Source organism: Mycobacterium sp. (assembly GCF_965229105.1).
GTDB lineage: Bacteria > Actinomycetota > Actinomycetes > Mycobacteriales > Mycobacteriaceae > Mycobacterium.
Map to the genome: position 1 here is coordinate 6041376 of NZ_OZ245858.1, position 15237 is coordinate 6056612.

Sequence of the window (15237 nt, forward strand, 5' to 3'; positions counted from 1 at the left end):
TTTACAGCGAGGCCTTGATCGAGGCGTGCAGCTGCCGCAACGAGGACCGGTCCGCCTTCACCTCGAGGACCCGCATACCGGTGAACGGTTCGTCGAGCGCGGCGCGCAGATCGACGGCTTCGATCTGGCGGCTCTCGACGTGATACGCGCGGCACAACGCACCGACGTCCACGTCATGCGGGGTGCCGAACACCCGCGCGGACACGTCGGAGAACCGCGGATCGCCCTGTTCCAGCAGCTCGAAGATGCCGCCGCCGTTGTCATTGGAGACCACGATCGTCAGTTGCTTCGGGATCGGCTCCGTCGGGCCGATCAGCAGACCCGAGCTGTCGTGCACGAAGGTCATATCCCCGATCAGGGCCACCGTCCGGCCACCGGTTCGGTCATGGGCGAGCGCCGCCCCGATGATCGTGGAGACCGTGCCGTCGATTCCGGCAACACCGCGGTTGGAGCGCACTTTCACCCCCGAGGCAGCCAACCCGACCAGCGCGATATCGCGAACCGGGTTGGACGCGCCGAGCACCAGCTGATCACCCTCGCGCAGTGCGTCGGCCACCACGGCGGCCACGTGCAGGCCGGTGGTCAGCGCATGGGTATCGAGCTGGCCGTGCACCGCACGCAGGGCAGCACCGTTGACTTCCGCGCAGCGGCGGAGCCAGGCGGCGTCGGGCGCACCCGTTGTCACCGCTCTGGTGCCGGTGGCCTGGGAATTGCCCGACACATCGGGCCAGCGCGGTCCGGTGGTCAGCGCGATGACCGGCACCGACGGGTCGGCCAGCAGCGTGGACACCGGGCGGTGCAATGTGGGCCTGCCGACCATGATCACCTGCTGTGGCCGCAATAGCGGCAGGGCCAGCGGGTGCAGCGGATTGGCGGCTACCGGCGCGGTTGGTTCGGCGACCGTGGGCAGCGCGGCCAGGTTGGGATGCACACCGGCACCGTGCCCGGCAACGACGACGGTGTCCGGCGTCAAGTCGATATCCACCGGCTGGTCGAATGTCACCGGCGGCGTATACGTCCACGGCCTGCCGTCGGGGCGGCCAGGTGGCAACAGCGCGTCGTGGCTTTGATCGCGGTCCGGTACCAGCGGCTCACGCAGCGGGATGTCGAACTGCACCGGGCCGGCGTTGGCGGTGCGGGCTCCCGTCGCGGCGACGAGCACCCGGCACGTCGCCGAACGCCACTGCGCGGCGAGTGCGTCCATCCGTTCCGGTGAGCCTTCGGCAAGCCCGAGGCTGATGGTTTCGCGGACCTGATTGCCGAAGAATCCGAGCTGTTCCATGGTCTGGTTGGCGCCGGTGCCGAGCAGCTCGTAGGGACGGTTGGCGCTGAGCACGATCAACGGCACCCGCGCGTAGTTGGCCTCCACGACGGCAGGTCCGAGGTTCGCCACAGCGGTGCCTGAGGTCATGGCGATACATACCGGGCGCATCTCGGCACCGGTGGCCAGCCCGATCGCCAGATAACCGGCGGTGCGCTCGTCGATGCGGACGTGCAGGCGCAGCCGGCCGGCCCGGTCGGCGTCAGCCAGCGCGAACGCCAACGGCGCATTCCGCGAACCGGGGCATAACACCACGTCGCGGACGCCGCCGCGGATCAGTTCGTCGACGACGATGCGCGCCTGTGCCGTCGATGGGTTCATGTTTACAGGGTGTCATATAGCGGTGTTGCCGAAGAATCCCAGGATCTCGGCATTGACGATCTCCGGCCGCTCGATGAAACCGAGGTGTCCGGTGTCCGGAATCTCCACGTAGCGGGCGTTTGGCAGGGCATCGGCGACCTCCGCACCCAGGTAGGGCGGGGTGACGACGTCGTCGGCGAATCCGACCACCAGAGTCTCGTTGGTAATACTCCGGTAAGCAGACAGCCGGTTGGTGGTCGGCGCGACGCTGAGCTGCGTCCTGGTGCCAGGGGTGGGTTTGTTCGGCCACAGGGTGAACATCTCGATCCACTCCCCGGCCGCCCGGTCGTCGTTGAGGGTCTTCGGCGAGAAGCTCTCCATCATCCGGATCTTGGCCTGGTACTCGGGTGTGAGCTGGGTGCGGGAATCAAGCCGGGTGGCCTCGGCGAAATTGAAGAATGCGCGGGTACGGTCGAGGCGGCCGCGGGTCGCCAACAACACCGCCTGGCTGACCAGCTCCGGGCGGGCGAGCATCAGCTCCTGCGCGATAAATGAGCCCATCGACACTGAGACCAGGCGCACCGGCCCGCCGACCAACTCCTCGATCAGTGCCGCGGTGTCGGCGACCATCGTCGCGGTGTTGAAACCGACTTCCTTCTCGGTGGCACCGATCCCGCGGTTGTCGAACGTGATCACCCGGTATCCGGCCTTCTGGAAAATCGGGGCCTGATGCAGGTGCCAGGTACGTCCGGCTCCCCCGAGGCCGGCGATGAACAGCACCGGGTCGCCGCTACCGCGGTCGTCGTAGGCCAGATCCGTCACCCGGACAACCTACCTAAGCGCGACTTCGGCGCGGTCAGCGGCGATTCACCCGCCGACGCCGCACGGTTTTGATGGCCTGATCCCATAACAGCAGGGTGCTGGTCTTGAGCCCGGCCGGCGTCAGCAGTTCTTTCGACAGCAGGGCGGTGGCGGCCGCCTTCGTCGCCAACGAGGCCTTCGACAGATGCCCGGAATCGAAGGGCGGTTGGGGGTCGTACTCGATGGCGAGCTGGACTGCCCTGGCGCGGGCTTCACCGCCCAACTGACCGGCGAGCCACAATCCGAGGTCGATACCCGCCGACACTCCTGCGGCGGTGACGGTATTGCCCTGCTGAACGATCCGCTCGTCACCGACCGGGATGACTCCGAACGCCTTCAGGGTCGGCACCGCCATCCAGTGGGAGGTGGCGCGCTTGCCCGTGAGCAGGCCCGCGGCCGCCAGGATCACCGATCCTGAACACACCGACGCCGTCCAGGTGGCACTCTCGTGCGCTTGGCGCACCCAGTCCAACAAGACCTCGTCGCGCGCATGCTCGAAGGTGGTCATCCCACCGGGGACCAGCAGCACATCCGGGGCAGGCGTCTCGTCGAACGAGTGCGTCGCACCGATGACGAGCACCCCCGAATCGGCTGTGATAGGACCGGATTCGTGCCAGACAAACCGGATATCGGTGTCAGGCAGGTTGTGCAGCACCTCATACGGTCCAATGAAGTCCAGGGCGGTGAATCCCGGATAGATGACGATGGCGATCTGGGTCATGTCGATTCCCTACTCAGGCAAAAGCGTTGCGGTAACGGTCGGGCGATACCCCGACTCGACGAATGAAGTTGCGGCGCATGGTTTCTGCAGTACCAAATCCACAACGGCTGGCGATGACGGCGACGGTGTCATCGGTTTCTTCGAGCTGTCGGCGGGCGGCTTCGGTGCGGATCCGCTCGACGTAGGCGCCGGGCGCCTCGCCGACCTCGTCGGTGAACACCCGGGTGAAATGCCGCGGACTCATCGCCGCACGGCGGGCCATATCCGAAATATAATGCGCTGCACCAGGTTGCGCTTCGATAGCTTCCTGCACCTCGCGGATCGGTGCCCGTTTGGCCCGCGGCATCCACACCGGCGCAGCGAATTGTGTCTGACCGCCCGGCCTACGCAAGTAGAGCACCAGCCAGCGGGCGACCGACTGCGCGACGTCGTGACCGTGGTCGTCCTCGACCAGCGCGAGCGCCACGTCGATACCGGAGGTGACCCCGGCGGCGGTCCACACCGACTCCGAACTGCGCAGGAAGATCGGGTCCGGATCGACCTCGATGGTGGGGAATTCGGCGGCGAGGCGATCGGCGTACGCCCAGTGTGTGGTGGCGCGGCACCCGTCGAGCAGACCGGCTTCGGCGGCGAGGAAGGCACCGGTGCAGACGCTGACCACCCGTCGCGCGTTGCCGCTGATGGTCCGGATCCAACCCATCAGCTCGGGGTCGGCACGCACCGCGTCGGTACCGCGCCCGCCGGGCAGCACGAGGGTGTCGAGCGGCACCGTCGGATCGGGCAGCGGAGCCGCCCCGAACGCAAGACCGGTCCCGGTCGAGAACTGCGCGCCACCCGCCGAGACCACGGTCACGTCGTATCCGGCGTCAGCCCGCCCAGAGGCGGCCAGCTTGAGCGTGGCCGCGGTGAACACTTCGAACGGACCCACCAGGTCGAGTGCCTGGATGCCCGCGAAGCCCAGTAGCACCACCGATCGCGTCATGCCTGCCATCGTCACCCCTGGACGCGATGGCGTCTACGCCGGATACCCCACAGATCAGGACATGCCCGCGGCGTAACAGGCGCGGATCCGGTGAATCCACCAGTCGCGGCGGGCACCGGTTACCTGCAGCGCCGCCAGTCGCGCCGGGTCCGGCGTGACGGGTCCGACCGGGAGGTGACCGTCGACGGGTGCGGCGATCTCCGCGACGTCTTCGACGAACAGCCGGCCGGTACCGAGCCCGCAGGCATACCGCAACGTCGGCAGCGCGCCCGCGGCCGTCAGCCCGACCCCGATGCCGACCGCCGAATCGAGCGCGCTGGACACCACGATGGGCAGGTTGATCTGCTCGGCGATTGCCAGCATCTTCGAAATACCGCCCAGCGGAGCAACTTTGAGTACCGCGACATCAGCGGCCCCGGCGTGGGCGACGCGCAGCGGATCGTCAGCCTTGCGGATGCTCTCATCGGCGGCCACCGGCGTATCGATGCGGCGCCGCACCTCGGCGAGTTCGGGGACCGTCGCGCAGGGTTGTTCCAGATACTCCAGCGGGCCGTCGGCGGTCAGCGCATGAGCCGCCGTCACCGCCTCCTCCACGTTCCAGCCTCCGTTGGCGTCGACCCGCACCGTCGGGATCAACGCCCGCACCGCGCTCACCCTGGCGACATCGTCGGCCAGCGACTGTCCGGGCTCGGCGACCTTCACTTTCGCGGTCCGGGCACCGGGAAAGCGGGCCAGCACATCGGGCACCTGGTCGGCAGTGACGGCGGGCACCGTCGCGTTGATCGGGATGGTGGCGCGCACGGTCGGCGGAGGTTCGCGGTAGGCCGATTCAATCGCCGACGCCAGCCAGTGCGCGGCCTCGACGTGGTCGTATTCCAGGAACGCGCCGAACTCACCCCAGCCTGCCGGCCCGTCGATCAGGGCCACCTCGCGGACGGTGATACCGCGGAACCGCACCCGCATGGGCAGGGCGACGACGTGGCTTCGGTCCAGGATGTCGTCCAGCGCCGGCCGCATAGGCCGATGTTAGTTCGCCACGGTGTCGATGAGTTCCGCGGCCATTCGAGGTCTATAGGACGAAACGACAAGGAGAGCTCAATGCGCTACATGCTGATCATGCGAACCACGCCCGAAGCCGAGGAAGCATCGAAGGACATCCCGTTCGACGAGATCATCGACGCGATGGGCCGCTATAACGAGGAACTGATGAATGCGGGGGTGATCCTCTCCGGCGAGGGACTGGCCCCGCCCGAGGACGGCGGCTTCGTCGTCGACTTCAGCACCGACCCGCCGGTGGTGACCGACGGACCGTACGCCGAGGCCAAGGAACTCTTCACCGGGTTCTGGATGCTGGAGGTGTCCTCGAAGGAGGAGGCCGCCGAATGGGCCAAGAAATGTCCGCTGGGGCCGGGAGTGAAGCTGGAGGTCCGGCGCGTCCCGACGCTCGACGAGTTCCCGGCGGACAACGAGTACGTCCAAAAAGAAAAAGTGTGGCGCGAGCAGCTCGAGGGCGCCAAAAAGTAAGGGACCGACGCCGGAATCGACCCACCTGGCTGACGGAAACTGCAACACGTTCTAGTCTGGCGGTTATGAGTGATGACCTGTTGCGCCATCCCGTCCACTCCGGCCACCTGCTGATCGGGGCCCTCAAAAGGCACAAGGACAAGCCCGTTCTGCATCTCGGTGACACGACGCTGACCGGCGGTCAGCTGGCCGCCAAGATCAGCCAGTACATCCAGGCGTTCGAAGGGCTGGGCGCGGGCTCCGGTGAAACCTCAGGGCTGCTGTCGCTGAACCGCCCCGAGGTGCTGATGATCACCAGCGCCGGGCAAACCCAGGGGTACCGCAGGTTGGCACTGCACCCGCTGGGGTCACTCGACGACCATGCCTACGTGCTGTCGGATTCCGGTGCGACCACGCTGATCATCGACCCCAATCCGATGTTCACCGAACGGGCCATCGGGCTGCTGGGCAAGGTGGGCACCCTCAAGCAGGTCCTGACGATCGGTCCGGTGCCGCCAGAGTTGGCAAGCGCCGCGGCCGCGGCCGAAAGCACAGTCGTCGACCTGACCGCCGAGGCGGAAAAGTACGAACCGGGACCGCTGACCGCCGCGAATCTGGCACCCGATCACGTCAACGGCCTGTCCTATACCGGCGGCACCACCGGCAAACCCAAGGGCGTCATGATGACGTCGCAGGCCACCACCACGATGACCACCATTCAGCTCGCCGAGTGGGAGTGGCCTGAGCGCCCGAAATTCCTGATGCTCACGCCGCTGTCGCATGCCGGTGCCGCCTACTTCCTGCCGACCCTGATCAAGGGTGGCGAGATGCATGTGATGGCGAAATTCGACCCGGGCGCGGCTCTGCAGTACATCGAGGAGCACAAGATCACCGCCACATTCGTGGTGCCTGCGATGCTGTACGCCCTGATGGATCATCCCGATTCACGCACCCGCGATCTGTCATCGCTGGAAACGGTCTACTACGGCGCATCGGCGATCAACCCGGTCCGCCTGGCCGAGGCCATCGACCGGTTCGGACAGATCTTCGCGCAGAACTACGGACAGTCCGAGGCACCGATGGCCATCTCATACCTCGGCAAGAAGGACCATGACGAAAAGCGGTTGACCTCGTGTGGTCGGCCCACCCTGTTCGCGCGCTGCGAACTGCTCGACGCCGAGGGCAATGCGGTGCCCCAGGGCGAGGTCGGCGAGGTCTGCGTCTCCGGGCCGCTGCTTTCGGGCGGCTACTGGCAGTTGCCGGAGCAGACCGCCGAAACCTTCAAGGACGGCTGGTTGCGCACCGGCGATATGGCCCGCGAGGACGAAGACGGCTACTGGTTCATCGTCGACCGCGTCAAGGACATGATCGTCACCGGTGGCTTCAACGTGTACCCGCGTGAGGTGGAAGATGTTGTCGCCGAGCATCCTTCGGTGGCACAGGTATGCGTCGTCGGCAGTCCCGACGACAAGTGGGGCGAAACCGTGACAGCGGTGGTGGTGCTGCGCTCCGATGCCGCCAGCGATGAGACCGCCGTCGCAACATTGACTGCCGAGATCCAGGCGGCGGTCAAGGAACGCAAGGGTTCGGTCCAGGTGCCCAAGCAGGTGTTCATCGTCGACGCGCTGCCGGTGACCGGGCTCGGTAAGCCGGATAAGAAGGCGGTGCGGGCGCGGTTCTGGGAAGGTGCGGGCCGGGCTATCGGCTGATTTTTCCCTCGCGAGCAGACGCAAATGTCCCATTCGCCGCGGCGTGTCGAGGGATGTTTGCGTCTGCTCGGCGGAAAAAGATGCGCCGCAACACCGACGGATGGACCAGGGCGCTGGGCGGATCGATGAATCCCGCTGTTCGCAGAAACTTCTCGGCGACAACGGTATCGGTTTCCGCGGCGGCCAACACCTGATCGGTGAACCAGTTGGTCAACCGGATGGCCGTCGTTCGCTCCCCCTCCACGCCGGGAAGCGCGAGATCCGATCCGGCGGCCATCTGCCAGGCGACCGCCACCACCTTGGCCGCGGCCTTCGAGAATCGCCGCGGAAGCTGCGTCGTGCCGCGCAGCAGGCAGTAGCGCAGGGCGATCGCTTCCATCGCGGCCACCGTCATGCCCTGGCCGTAGATCGGGTCAAAACTGCAGACGGCATCTCCGAAGACCAGTAGTCCCTTCGGCATTCGTCGCAACGTGTCGTAGCGCCGCCACCGACTCGACGGCACCCGGTAACGAGCCACCTCAGAGATCGGTTCGGCAGTTCGCAGTGCGTCCATCGCATACGCCGGCATGAAATCTTCGATGAAGTCCAGCATTCCGGGGAAATCGCCTGGCGGGTCGAGTCCGAGCATCCCACCCACGGTGAGCATTCTGGTGTCGTCCTCGTAGGCCGCACATGCTGCCAGTCGCGGCCGATCGGGCACCGGGAAGACATTGACCAGATGCTCGGTCAGGGCCCCTTGCTCCATCTTGAGCAGCTGGCTTGAATAGGCCACTCGCATAACGACTTCCTGTTCCACCGGTCGGGCGAAGCCGAGCTGTTCCAGGAACGCCGGAGCGCGCGAGCCCCGTCCCGTCGCATCGACCACCAGATCGGCCGTCAGCGTCACCGCCTCGCCGCCACCCCTGGGCATCACCACTGCGCCGTCGATGCGGTCAGGTTGTGCCCGCGAGGTGAGCCGCGCGACGTCATGGCCGTCGCACACCGTGACATTGGGAATGGCCCGAAGCCGTCGTCGCACATGGCATTCGAGCAGTGGTCGGCTCGGCGAGTACACCGCGAACGTCGTATCCCGAAACGTCCCGAACCTGACGATCCGGTGCCCACGAATCGACAGGTCGATACCGGAAAAATCACCCTGATCCAACACGGGGGCACCCGCTGCGACCAGCTCATCGAGCAGGCCGGGAAACAGCTCACCGACGATCCGGCCACCGCCGGCAGTCAGCGCGTGGGCATGCCTGCCCTGCGGCACCCCGCGGCGCGGCCCGCTGGCGTCGGGCGGCAGCACATCACGATCCACCACCGTGACCGTCCGGTAGAAATCGCTGAGCACCCGAGCCGCCAGCATCCCGGCCATGCTTGCCCCGAGTACGACGGCGTGGTCGCCAATGTGTGCCATTCTCATCCCCCAATGTCGGCTGCGAACAGCGTCGCCGACATCGGGGGGCAGCACGTGAGTAGTGCACTACTGCACTTGGGGGGAGGACGGGATGGGCACGGGCCCCATTTCCCATCGCGAGCAGTCGCAAAGTGCCTACTCGTCGCGGCGTGTCGGGGGCATTTTGCGTCTGCTCGGCGGAAGAAGGTGCGCCCCGAGTCACCGCGCGCCGGGTACACCTTCGCGGACTGCGACGGAGGGGCCGTCGGCTCCGAATACTTCGATGACGACATCGTCGTCGCGATAGCGGCCCACCGACACCAGGCCGGGTGTGGCGGCAATGACATCGTGGGCGGCGTCACCGGACAGCGGGTAATCGGCCACCTCGTGGCGCCAGTGCGCGGCAACAACGGTCGCCCCGGGCAACCGCGCACACTCCCGGCTCAACACCTGCGCCAGCAGTTCGGCGTCGAGGTAGTAGGCAACCTCGCTGAGCATGACCAGGTCGAATGACTCAGCAGGCCATGGCACATCCAGTGCCGACCTGCTCAGTGTCACCTGGTCGCGGCAGCCCGCGGAACGCAGCCGGTGATCGGCTGTGGCCAACGCGGCCTCGGCGACATCGACGGCGGTGACGTGATCGCATCGCTGGGTGAGCAATTCGGTCACGGTGCCGATGGAACAACCGGGTTCGAAGGCGTGCCGATAACGTGCCTGCGGCAGCAGCGCCATGGTGATCGCATACTTGCGTTGCTCATACCAGCGGGTCGCCAGCTGCCACGGATCCTCAGCATCGGCGTAGATCTGATCGAAGTAGGTATCGGGCAGGCGGCCGCTCACCGGAACACCACCTCCCCCACCGCCAGCAACCGGCGCAGCACGAACGGTGGCAGCAGGGCCGGTTGGGTGGGTGTGGACTCGAACTGGCTGTGAAAGCACTGCGCCGCATGCTGTTTGCGTCCCAGTGCACTGCGATCCAACGGCACCGAGAACGCGTGATCCCACGGCACGTCGGGGTCACCCGGGGTGGCCCAGTGCCACATCCACACCGGGTATTCCACCAGCGTCGCGCCGCAGCGGGCGACGGCCGCTGCGGCGGCCCGGCCGACGGCTTCGTGGTCGGGATGGCCGTCGCCGCGCCAGGTGGCCGCCACCCAGGTGTTACTGGCCGCGCCGTCGAGGATCTCCACCAGAAGATCGGTCAAGGTGCCCTCGTGCTCGCTGACGGCACCATCGGGTAACCCGAAGAAGATCGGCGCCCGGACACCGAGACTGCTTGTCGCCTTGATCAATTCGACCCGACGGACGCGTTCCAACTGGATGCGGTCGAAGACCGACATGTCGGGGTAGGCCGCGCCGCCGTCGGTGACAGAAACCACCTGCACATCGACACCCGCGGCCGCGAGCCGCGCCGATGTGCCGCCAAAGCCCAGGGTTTCGTCGTCGGGATGGGCGCCGACGACGAAGAGCCTCTCGCAGCCAGTGACATCCAGCGCGGGCAGGCGGTCACCGGCCAGCCACTCCTTGACACTCGTACCACCGCCGTCGAGGGGAACGGCCGCAAAGCGCGCGCCATTGCCATCCCGCGTGCTTGTCACTGACGGGCTCCCGCAAGACGACCCAGCGCTTCCAAATCCCGTTCGGCGTGACTCTGCCGGACATACACCGTCAGGTCCGCCACCCGGCGGGCGTGCGCGGCGTCCTGGACCAACGGACCGGGCCCCAGGGCCCGACCGGTCCGGGTGATGGCTTCGTCGACGGCATGCTCGACAACCGCGCGGGCCCGGCGCGCCAGCAGTTCGGCGCCACCGGACTGGTTGACCGGGTCGGCGTCGATCTGCGTCGCCGCAGCAGCCAGGGTCGCCTCCGCGGCGACCAGGGCGGCGTCGACCGCACCCAAGTGCGCAAGTGCGTGCGGGTCGGCAGATTCGCTAGCCGCCCGCGCATACAACGGCGCTGCTACGACGCGGGCGCCGCCAAGCCAGCAAGCGGCGACACCGATGGCACCGTGCCAGAATCCCGGCCGGTTCAGATAGTCGCCTGGGTCACCGATCGCAACCGCCGGAGCGTTGGTGAATTGTACTGAGCGCGTGTCACTTCCGGCCATTCCCGGGTTCCACCAGGTGCTCGGCAGCGGCCGCACCGCCGGGTCGGTGATGGGGACGGCGAACAGTCCCCGTTTACCGTCCTCCAGGCGCGCCGTGACCAACGCGTTGGTGCAGAAGCCCGCGCCCGAGCACCACGGTTTGGTGCCGCTGAGGCTCACGCTGCCACCGCGGATGGTGGCAGTCAGCACGGCATCCGAGGATTCAGCTGCCCACACCGCCCACAACTCACCAGAACGAGGCGGGACACCACCGAGCTCGGCCAGGATGGCCACCGCGTCGACGTGTGCCTCGGCCAAACGGCCGGCGACGATATCGTTTTTGGTCAGCTCGGCCAGGCGTTGCCAGCGCGTCACTGTCTGGCCTGCGGCGGGCAGGGGCAGATTGAGCCGGCCGGACTCCAACCAGTGCCGGACCAGCCCGGCCGTCACACCGAATCCTTTGCCGTTGAGGGTCTTACCGACTTCGACATGTCACGAAGATGTTGTGCGAAGCCCTCAGGGGCGCGGCCCTGGGCTCGTGCTGACGTCGTCACCGAGATACCTGCGTCCCGGTGGATCCGATAACCGGCGGTCTCGAACCTCTCGACCAGTTCGACATCCTCGCCGGTGGCAAGGGCCCGAAATCCGCCCACCTTCCAATACGCGTCGGCCCGGAAGCCCATATTGGCGCCGTGGACGTGATCGTGGCTGCCGGCATGAACGCGGGCGTAGTACGCCTTCACATATCGCGCGATCGCCGCGGGAGACAGCTTGCGCCAGTTGGCCACCCGCACCACACCCAGCACCATGTCGGTGTTCCCGGCCAGTTGGCGCAGCAACCAGTCCGGGTCGACCCTGCTGTCGGCATCGGTCGTGGCGTACCACGTCTTGTCAGCCCCCGACGGTTCGGTCAAGGTTTGCGCGTAGCAGAAGCCTGCGGCGCGAGCTGCACCGACATTGCCCGCTTCGACAGTGACAAAGTGCACGTCGGGCCCGTATTGGCCGGCGAGCTGTGCACTTGTATCGGAGCAGTTGTCGAGGACGACGACGACAGAAACCGGTACCGGCACGCACGTTGCGGCGGTGAGCACGGCACGCAGCGTCCGCGGCAGGTTTTCCGCCTCATCGTGGGCGGGGATGACGACGGCTACCTGCTGGAAGGACGCCGAGACGGGGGCTGGGCCTGGCACCCGGTGTGGATAGCCGTTTTCTGCGTTTTCAATCCGTCAGGAGCCAAGCGCGCATCATGGCACGATCAGATGGTGTCGCCATCCCGATCTCCTCGTGGAGCCGCCCTTTTCGACTTCTCCGGCACGTTGTTCCGGTTGGAAGAAGACGACAGCTGGTTCGCGGGCATGTCGGTCGATGACAAAGAGGTAGACGGCCACCTACAGGCCGAGCTGATGCGTCGGCTGACCGCGCCGACCGGACGCTCGGTGGAGATGGGGCCCGCGGAGTACCACGCCTGGGTCAACCGCGACCTCGCACCGCACCTGCACCGCGAGGCCTACCTGCATGTGTTGCGCGAATCCGGCGTGGCCGATCATCACGCCGAATCGCTCTATCAGCGGGTGATCACCCCGGCCAGTTGGGCGCCGTACCCCGATACCGTCGCCGCCCTTCGGGGGCTGTCCGAGCAGGGCGTCCGCACCGGTGTGGTGTCGAATATCGCGTTCGATGTCCGGCCGGCGTTCGCGGCGATCGGCGCGGACCGCTACGTCGACGACTTCGTGCTCTCATTCGAGGTGGGGGCGGTCAAGCCCAACCCGAAGATCTTCACCACCGCACTGGAGCGGCTCGGTGTCGCCGCCGCCGATGCCGTCATGGTCGGTGACAGTGAAGAGGCCGACGGCGGGGCTCGCGCGGTCGGCTGCGATTTCATCCTGGTCGATCCGCTACCGACATCAGAACGCCCCGACGGGCTGCTCACGGCGCTGCGTGACTACGGCTTCGATCTCTGATCAGGTACCCCCTACAGTCGACGAGTGAGCGATACCAACCCGTTCGATCCCAGCGCCTGGCAGACGGTGGCGGGGTTCGAGGATCTGACCGATATCACCTATCACCGCCAGGTCGCCGAGGGCGTGCGGCAGCCGACCGTGCGCATCGCGTTCGACCGGCCCGAGGTGCGTAACGCGTTTCGCCCGCACACCGTCGACGAGCTGTACCGCGCACTCGATCACGCCAGGATGAGCCCCGACGTCGGCGTGGTCCTGCTGACCGGTAACGGTCCGTCGGCCAAGGACGGCGGGTGGGCGTTCTGTTCGGGAGGAGATCAGCGCATCCGGGGGCGCAGCGGGTATCAATACGCCGCCGGAGAATCGGCCGAAACCGTCGACCCGGCCCGCGCCGGCCGGTTGCACATCCTGGAGGTGCAACGGCTGATCCGATTCATGCCGAAGGTGGTGATCTGCCTGGTCAACGGGTGGGCCGCCGGGGGTGGGCATTCGTTGCATGTGGTGTGCGATCTGACGTTGGCCAGCCGCGAGCACGCCCGGTTCAAGCAAACCGATGCCGATGTCGGCAGCTTCGACGGCGGCTACGGCAGCGCTTATCTGGCCAAGCAGGTCGGGCAGAAGTTCGCCCGCGAGATCTTCTTCCTCGGCAAGCCCTACAGCGCTGAGCAGATGCATCAGATGGGTGCCGTCAACGAGGTCGTCGATCACGCCGATCTGGAGAAGGTCGGCCTGGAGTGGGCGGCGTTGATCAACGGGAAGTCCCCGCAGGCCCAGCGCATGCTCAAGTATGCGTTCAACCTGCTCGACGACGGCCTGGTCGGGCAGCAGATGTTCGCCGGGGAGGCCACCCGGTTGGCGTATATGACCGATGAGGCCGTCGAGGGCCGCGACGCGTTCCTGGAGAAACGGGACCCAGACTGGAGCCCGTACCCCCGCTACTTCTAGGGATTTGGGCGCGCTAAGCCGCGGTGACCGCGGGTTTCCGCGCCCGAATCACAGGGACCTAAACTCCGTGGGTGAGTAGTAACCCCTTGCGACGCAAGCTGGCCGAGGCCATCTCGCTGACCGCGATGCGCCCGCCACTGAGTCTCGCTTCATTGTCTATCGGCACCAACATCGACCTGCGCGGTAAACGCATCCTGGTCACCGGCGCCTCGTCGGGGATCGGTGAGGCCGGCGCCGAACAGTTGGCCGCCGCCGGAGCGACGGTGATCGTCGTGGCCCGGCGGGTCGACCTGTTGGACGCACTCGTGGAGCGCATCAGCGCGGGTGGTGGCGACGCGCAGGCCGTCCCGTGCGACCTCGCCGACCTCGATGCCATCGACGAGTTGGTGGAAACCGTTGGGGCGGTGGATATTCTGATCAACAACGCCGGTCGCTCGATTCGCAGACCGGCCGCGGAATCGCTGGACCGCTGGCATGACGTCGAGCGCACCATGACGCTGAACTACTACTCACCGCTGCGGCTGATCCGCGGCTTTGCGCCCGCGATGATCGAACGCGGTGACGGCCACATCATCAACGTCGCGACCTGGGGCGTGATGACCGAGGCCGCTCCCCTGTTTGCGGCGTACAACTCGTCGAAGGCCGCGCTGTCGGCGTTCAGCAGGGCGATCGAGACCGAGTGGTCGCGCTACGGGGTGCACTCCACCACGCTGTACTACCCGCTGGTGTCGACGCCGATGATCGTCCCGACGAAGGCCTATGACGGCATGCCCGCATTGACACCGGCCGAGGCGGGCGAATGGATGGTCACCGCGGCCCGGACCCGGCCGGTGCGAATCGCGCCGCGGGTGGCGGTCACCGCCCGCGCCCTCGACCTCGTCGCCCCCGGTTGGCTCAACGGAATCATGAAACGGCAGAACGTTCAGCCGAACCGCTGACCCGCTTCGCCGAGATCGACGACATGGTGCCGAGCACTCGCACAAAATGACCCAAAGGTACGTTTGGGCGATGGAAATCCTGGCCAGCCGGGTGCTGTTCCGGCCGGCGGACTACCAACGTTCGCTGACCTTCTACCGCGACGACATCGGCTTGGCCATCGCCCGCGAATACGAGGGCGGCACGGTGTTCTACGCCGGCCAGTCACTGATCGAGCTTGCCGGTCACGGCGCACCTGCCGCGGGCGCCCCGCCGTTCCCCGGCGCACTGTGGCTACAGGTCCGCGACCTCTACCAAATCCAGGCCGAACTTTGCGGCCGCGGGGTTGCCATCGCACGCGAAGCCCGGCGGGAACCGTGGGGTCTGCACGAGATGCACATCACCGATCCGGACGGCGTGAACCTCATTTTTGTTCAGGTCCCTGAGATGCATCCATTACGGCACGACACCAGAGGTTAACAACAGGCGAACATCGCACGGCGAATGCAAGTTCACCTGCGAATTCTTTGTCCATTGGTTTTACAGAAGACCTCACGA

At 66.6% G+C, this 15237-nt stretch carries 16 protein-coding genes; 6 read left to right on the forward strand and 10 right to left on the reverse strand.

From position 1 onward, the window contains the following. Nucleotide 1 precedes the first annotated feature (1 nt). Genes menD through ADBZ9O_RS28515 form a run of 5 tightly spaced genes read right to left on the reverse strand, consistent with a single transcriptional unit; the run spans nucleotide 2 to nucleotide 5202 of the window. Nucleotides 2-1642: a 2-succinyl-5-enolpyruvyl-6-hydroxy-3-cyclohexene-1-carboxylic-acid synthase gene (gene menD / locus ADBZ9O_RS28495; protein ID WP_526526618.1), complete on the reverse strand. Its 1641-nt coding sequence runs from the start codon at nucleotides 1640-1642 to the stop codon at nucleotides 2-4. A 12-nt stretch (nucleotides 1643-1654) separates the two neighbouring features. After that, nucleotides 1655-2443, reverse strand: a complete 789-nt coding sequence (locus tag ADBZ9O_RS28500; RefSeq protein ID WP_526526619.1) for an alpha/beta fold hydrolase — start codon at nucleotides 2441-2443, stop codon at nucleotides 1655-1657. A 34-nt stretch (nucleotides 2444-2477) separates the two neighbouring features. Next, a complete protein-coding gene (locus tag ADBZ9O_RS28505) occupies nucleotides 2478-3203 on the reverse strand; it encodes a DJ-1/PfpI family protein (protein WP_526526621.1) in 726 nt (241 codons plus the stop codon). 13 nt (nucleotides 3204-3216) lie between these two features. After that, nucleotides 3217-4185: a GlxA family transcriptional regulator gene (locus ADBZ9O_RS28510; protein ID WP_526526623.1), complete on the reverse strand. Its 969-nt coding sequence runs from the start codon at nucleotides 4183-4185 to the stop codon at nucleotides 3217-3219. A 54-nt stretch (nucleotides 4186-4239) separates the two neighbouring features. Beyond that, nucleotides 4240-5202, reverse strand: coding sequence for an o-succinylbenzoate synthase (locus ADBZ9O_RS28515; RefSeq protein ID WP_526526624.1), 963 nt, complete (start codon nucleotides 5200-5202; stop codon nucleotides 4240-4242). Nucleotides 5203-5283: 81 nt separating this feature from the next. Between ADBZ9O_RS28515 and ADBZ9O_RS28520 the strand changes: the two genes are divergently transcribed. Then, nucleotides 5284-5709 carry a YciI family protein gene (locus ADBZ9O_RS28520; protein ID WP_526526626.1) on the forward strand — a complete coding sequence of 142 codons (426 nt, stop codon included), beginning with the start codon at nucleotides 5284-5286 and terminating at the stop codon, nucleotides 5707-5709. Between the two features lie 65 nt (nucleotides 5710-5774). Continuing rightward, entirely contained in the window at nucleotides 5775-7397 is a 1623-nt protein-coding gene (gene fadD8, locus ADBZ9O_RS28525; protein WP_526526627.1) for a fatty-acid--CoA ligase FadD8, read from the forward strand. Here fadD8 and ADBZ9O_RS28530 read toward each other — a convergent pair. From ADBZ9O_RS28530 to ADBZ9O_RS28550, 5 genes are all read right to left on the reverse strand, one after another. Next, complete coding sequence (locus tag ADBZ9O_RS28530) at nucleotides 7387-8796, reverse strand: FAD-dependent oxidoreductase (protein ID WP_526526629.1); 1410 nt, start codon at nucleotides 8794-8796, stop codon at nucleotides 7387-7389. The genes fadD8 and ADBZ9O_RS28530 overlap by 11 nt on opposite strands. 198 nt (nucleotides 8797-8994) lie before the next feature. Beyond that, entirely contained in the window at nucleotides 8995-9615 is a 621-nt protein-coding gene (locus ADBZ9O_RS28535; RefSeq protein ID WP_526526631.1) for an SAM-dependent methyltransferase, read from the reverse strand. After that, the gene (locus tag ADBZ9O_RS28540) at nucleotides 9612-10373 is read right to left on the reverse strand and encodes a PIG-L deacetylase family protein (protein ID WP_526526633.1); all 762 of its coding nucleotides are present in this window, start codon (nucleotides 10371-10373) and stop codon (nucleotides 9612-9614) included. Before ADBZ9O_RS28540 ends, ADBZ9O_RS28535 begins: the two co-directional genes overlap by 4 nt. Then, nucleotides 10370-11311, reverse strand: coding sequence for an acyl-CoA dehydrogenase family protein (locus tag ADBZ9O_RS28545; protein WP_526526635.1), 942 nt, complete (start codon nucleotides 11309-11311; stop codon nucleotides 10370-10372). Before ADBZ9O_RS28545 ends, ADBZ9O_RS28540 begins: the two co-directional genes overlap by 4 nt. Beyond that, nucleotides 11308-12051, reverse strand: a complete 744-nt coding sequence (locus ADBZ9O_RS28550) for a glycosyltransferase family 2 protein (RefSeq protein ID WP_526526636.1) — start codon at nucleotides 12049-12051, stop codon at nucleotides 11308-11310. Before ADBZ9O_RS28550 ends, ADBZ9O_RS28545 begins: the two co-directional genes overlap by 4 nt. Nucleotides 12052-12120: 69 nt before the next feature. Here ADBZ9O_RS28550 and ADBZ9O_RS28555 point away from each other — a divergent pair, with 69 nt between their 5' ends. The 4 genes from ADBZ9O_RS28555 to ADBZ9O_RS28570 all read left to right on the forward strand — a co-directional run bounded on the left by ADBZ9O_RS28555 (nucleotide 12121) and on the right by ADBZ9O_RS28570 (nucleotide 15159). Then, entirely contained in the window at nucleotides 12121-12822 is a 702-nt protein-coding gene (locus tag ADBZ9O_RS28555; RefSeq protein WP_526526638.1) for an HAD family hydrolase, read from the forward strand. Between the two features lie 24 nt (nucleotides 12823-12846). After that, nucleotides 12847-13764 carry a 1,4-dihydroxy-2-naphthoyl-CoA synthase gene (locus ADBZ9O_RS28560; RefSeq protein ID WP_526526640.1) on the forward strand — a complete coding sequence of 306 codons (918 nt, stop codon included), beginning with the start codon at nucleotides 12847-12849 and terminating at the stop codon, nucleotides 13762-13764. Between the two features lie 71 nt (nucleotides 13765-13835). Then, a complete protein-coding gene (locus ADBZ9O_RS28565) occupies nucleotides 13836-14702 on the forward strand; it encodes an SDR family oxidoreductase (protein WP_526526642.1) in 867 nt (288 codons plus the stop codon). Nucleotides 14703-14772: 70 nt separating this feature from the next. Continuing rightward, complete coding sequence (locus ADBZ9O_RS28570; RefSeq protein WP_526526644.1) at nucleotides 14773-15159, forward strand: VOC family protein; 387 nt, start codon at nucleotides 14773-14775, stop codon at nucleotides 15157-15159. Nucleotides 15160-15237: the final 78 nt, after the last annotated feature.

What these genes read in the sequence shown, in the direction of transcription:
- menD (WP_526526618.1), bottom strand. Translation starts at nt 1,642, where the DNA reads ATGAACCCATCGACGGCACAGGCGCGCATCGTCGTCGACGAACTGATC.
- ADBZ9O_RS28505 (WP_526526621.1), bottom strand. Translation starts at nt 3,203, where the DNA reads ATGACCCAGATCGCCATCGTCATCTATCCGGGATTCACCGCCCTGGAC.
- ADBZ9O_RS28510 (WP_526526623.1), bottom strand. Translation starts at nt 4,185, where the DNA reads ATGACGCGATCGGTGGTGCTACTGGGCTTCGCGGGCATCCAGGCACTC.
- ADBZ9O_RS28515 (WP_526526624.1), bottom strand. Translation starts at nt 5,202, where the DNA reads ATGCGGCCGGCGCTGGACGACATCCTGGACCGAAGCCACGTCGTCGCC.
- ADBZ9O_RS28520 (WP_526526626.1), top strand. Translation starts at nt 5,284, where the DNA reads ATGCGCTACATGCTGATCATGCGAACCACGCCCGAAGCCGAGGAAGCA.
- fadD8 (WP_526526627.1), top strand. Translation starts at nt 5,775, where the DNA reads ATGAGTGATGACCTGTTGCGCCATCCCGTCCACTCCGGCCACCTGCTG.
- ADBZ9O_RS28530 (WP_526526629.1), bottom strand. Translation starts at nt 8,796, where the DNA reads ATGGCACACATTGGCGACCACGCCGTCGTACTCGGGGCAAGCATGGCC.
- ADBZ9O_RS28555 (WP_526526638.1), top strand. Translation starts at nt 12,121, where the DNA reads ATGGTGTCGCCATCCCGATCTCCTCGTGGAGCCGCCCTTTTCGACTTC.
- ADBZ9O_RS28570 (WP_526526644.1), top strand. Translation starts at nt 14,773, where the DNA reads ATGGAAATCCTGGCCAGCCGGGTGCTGTTCCGGCCGGCGGACTACCAA.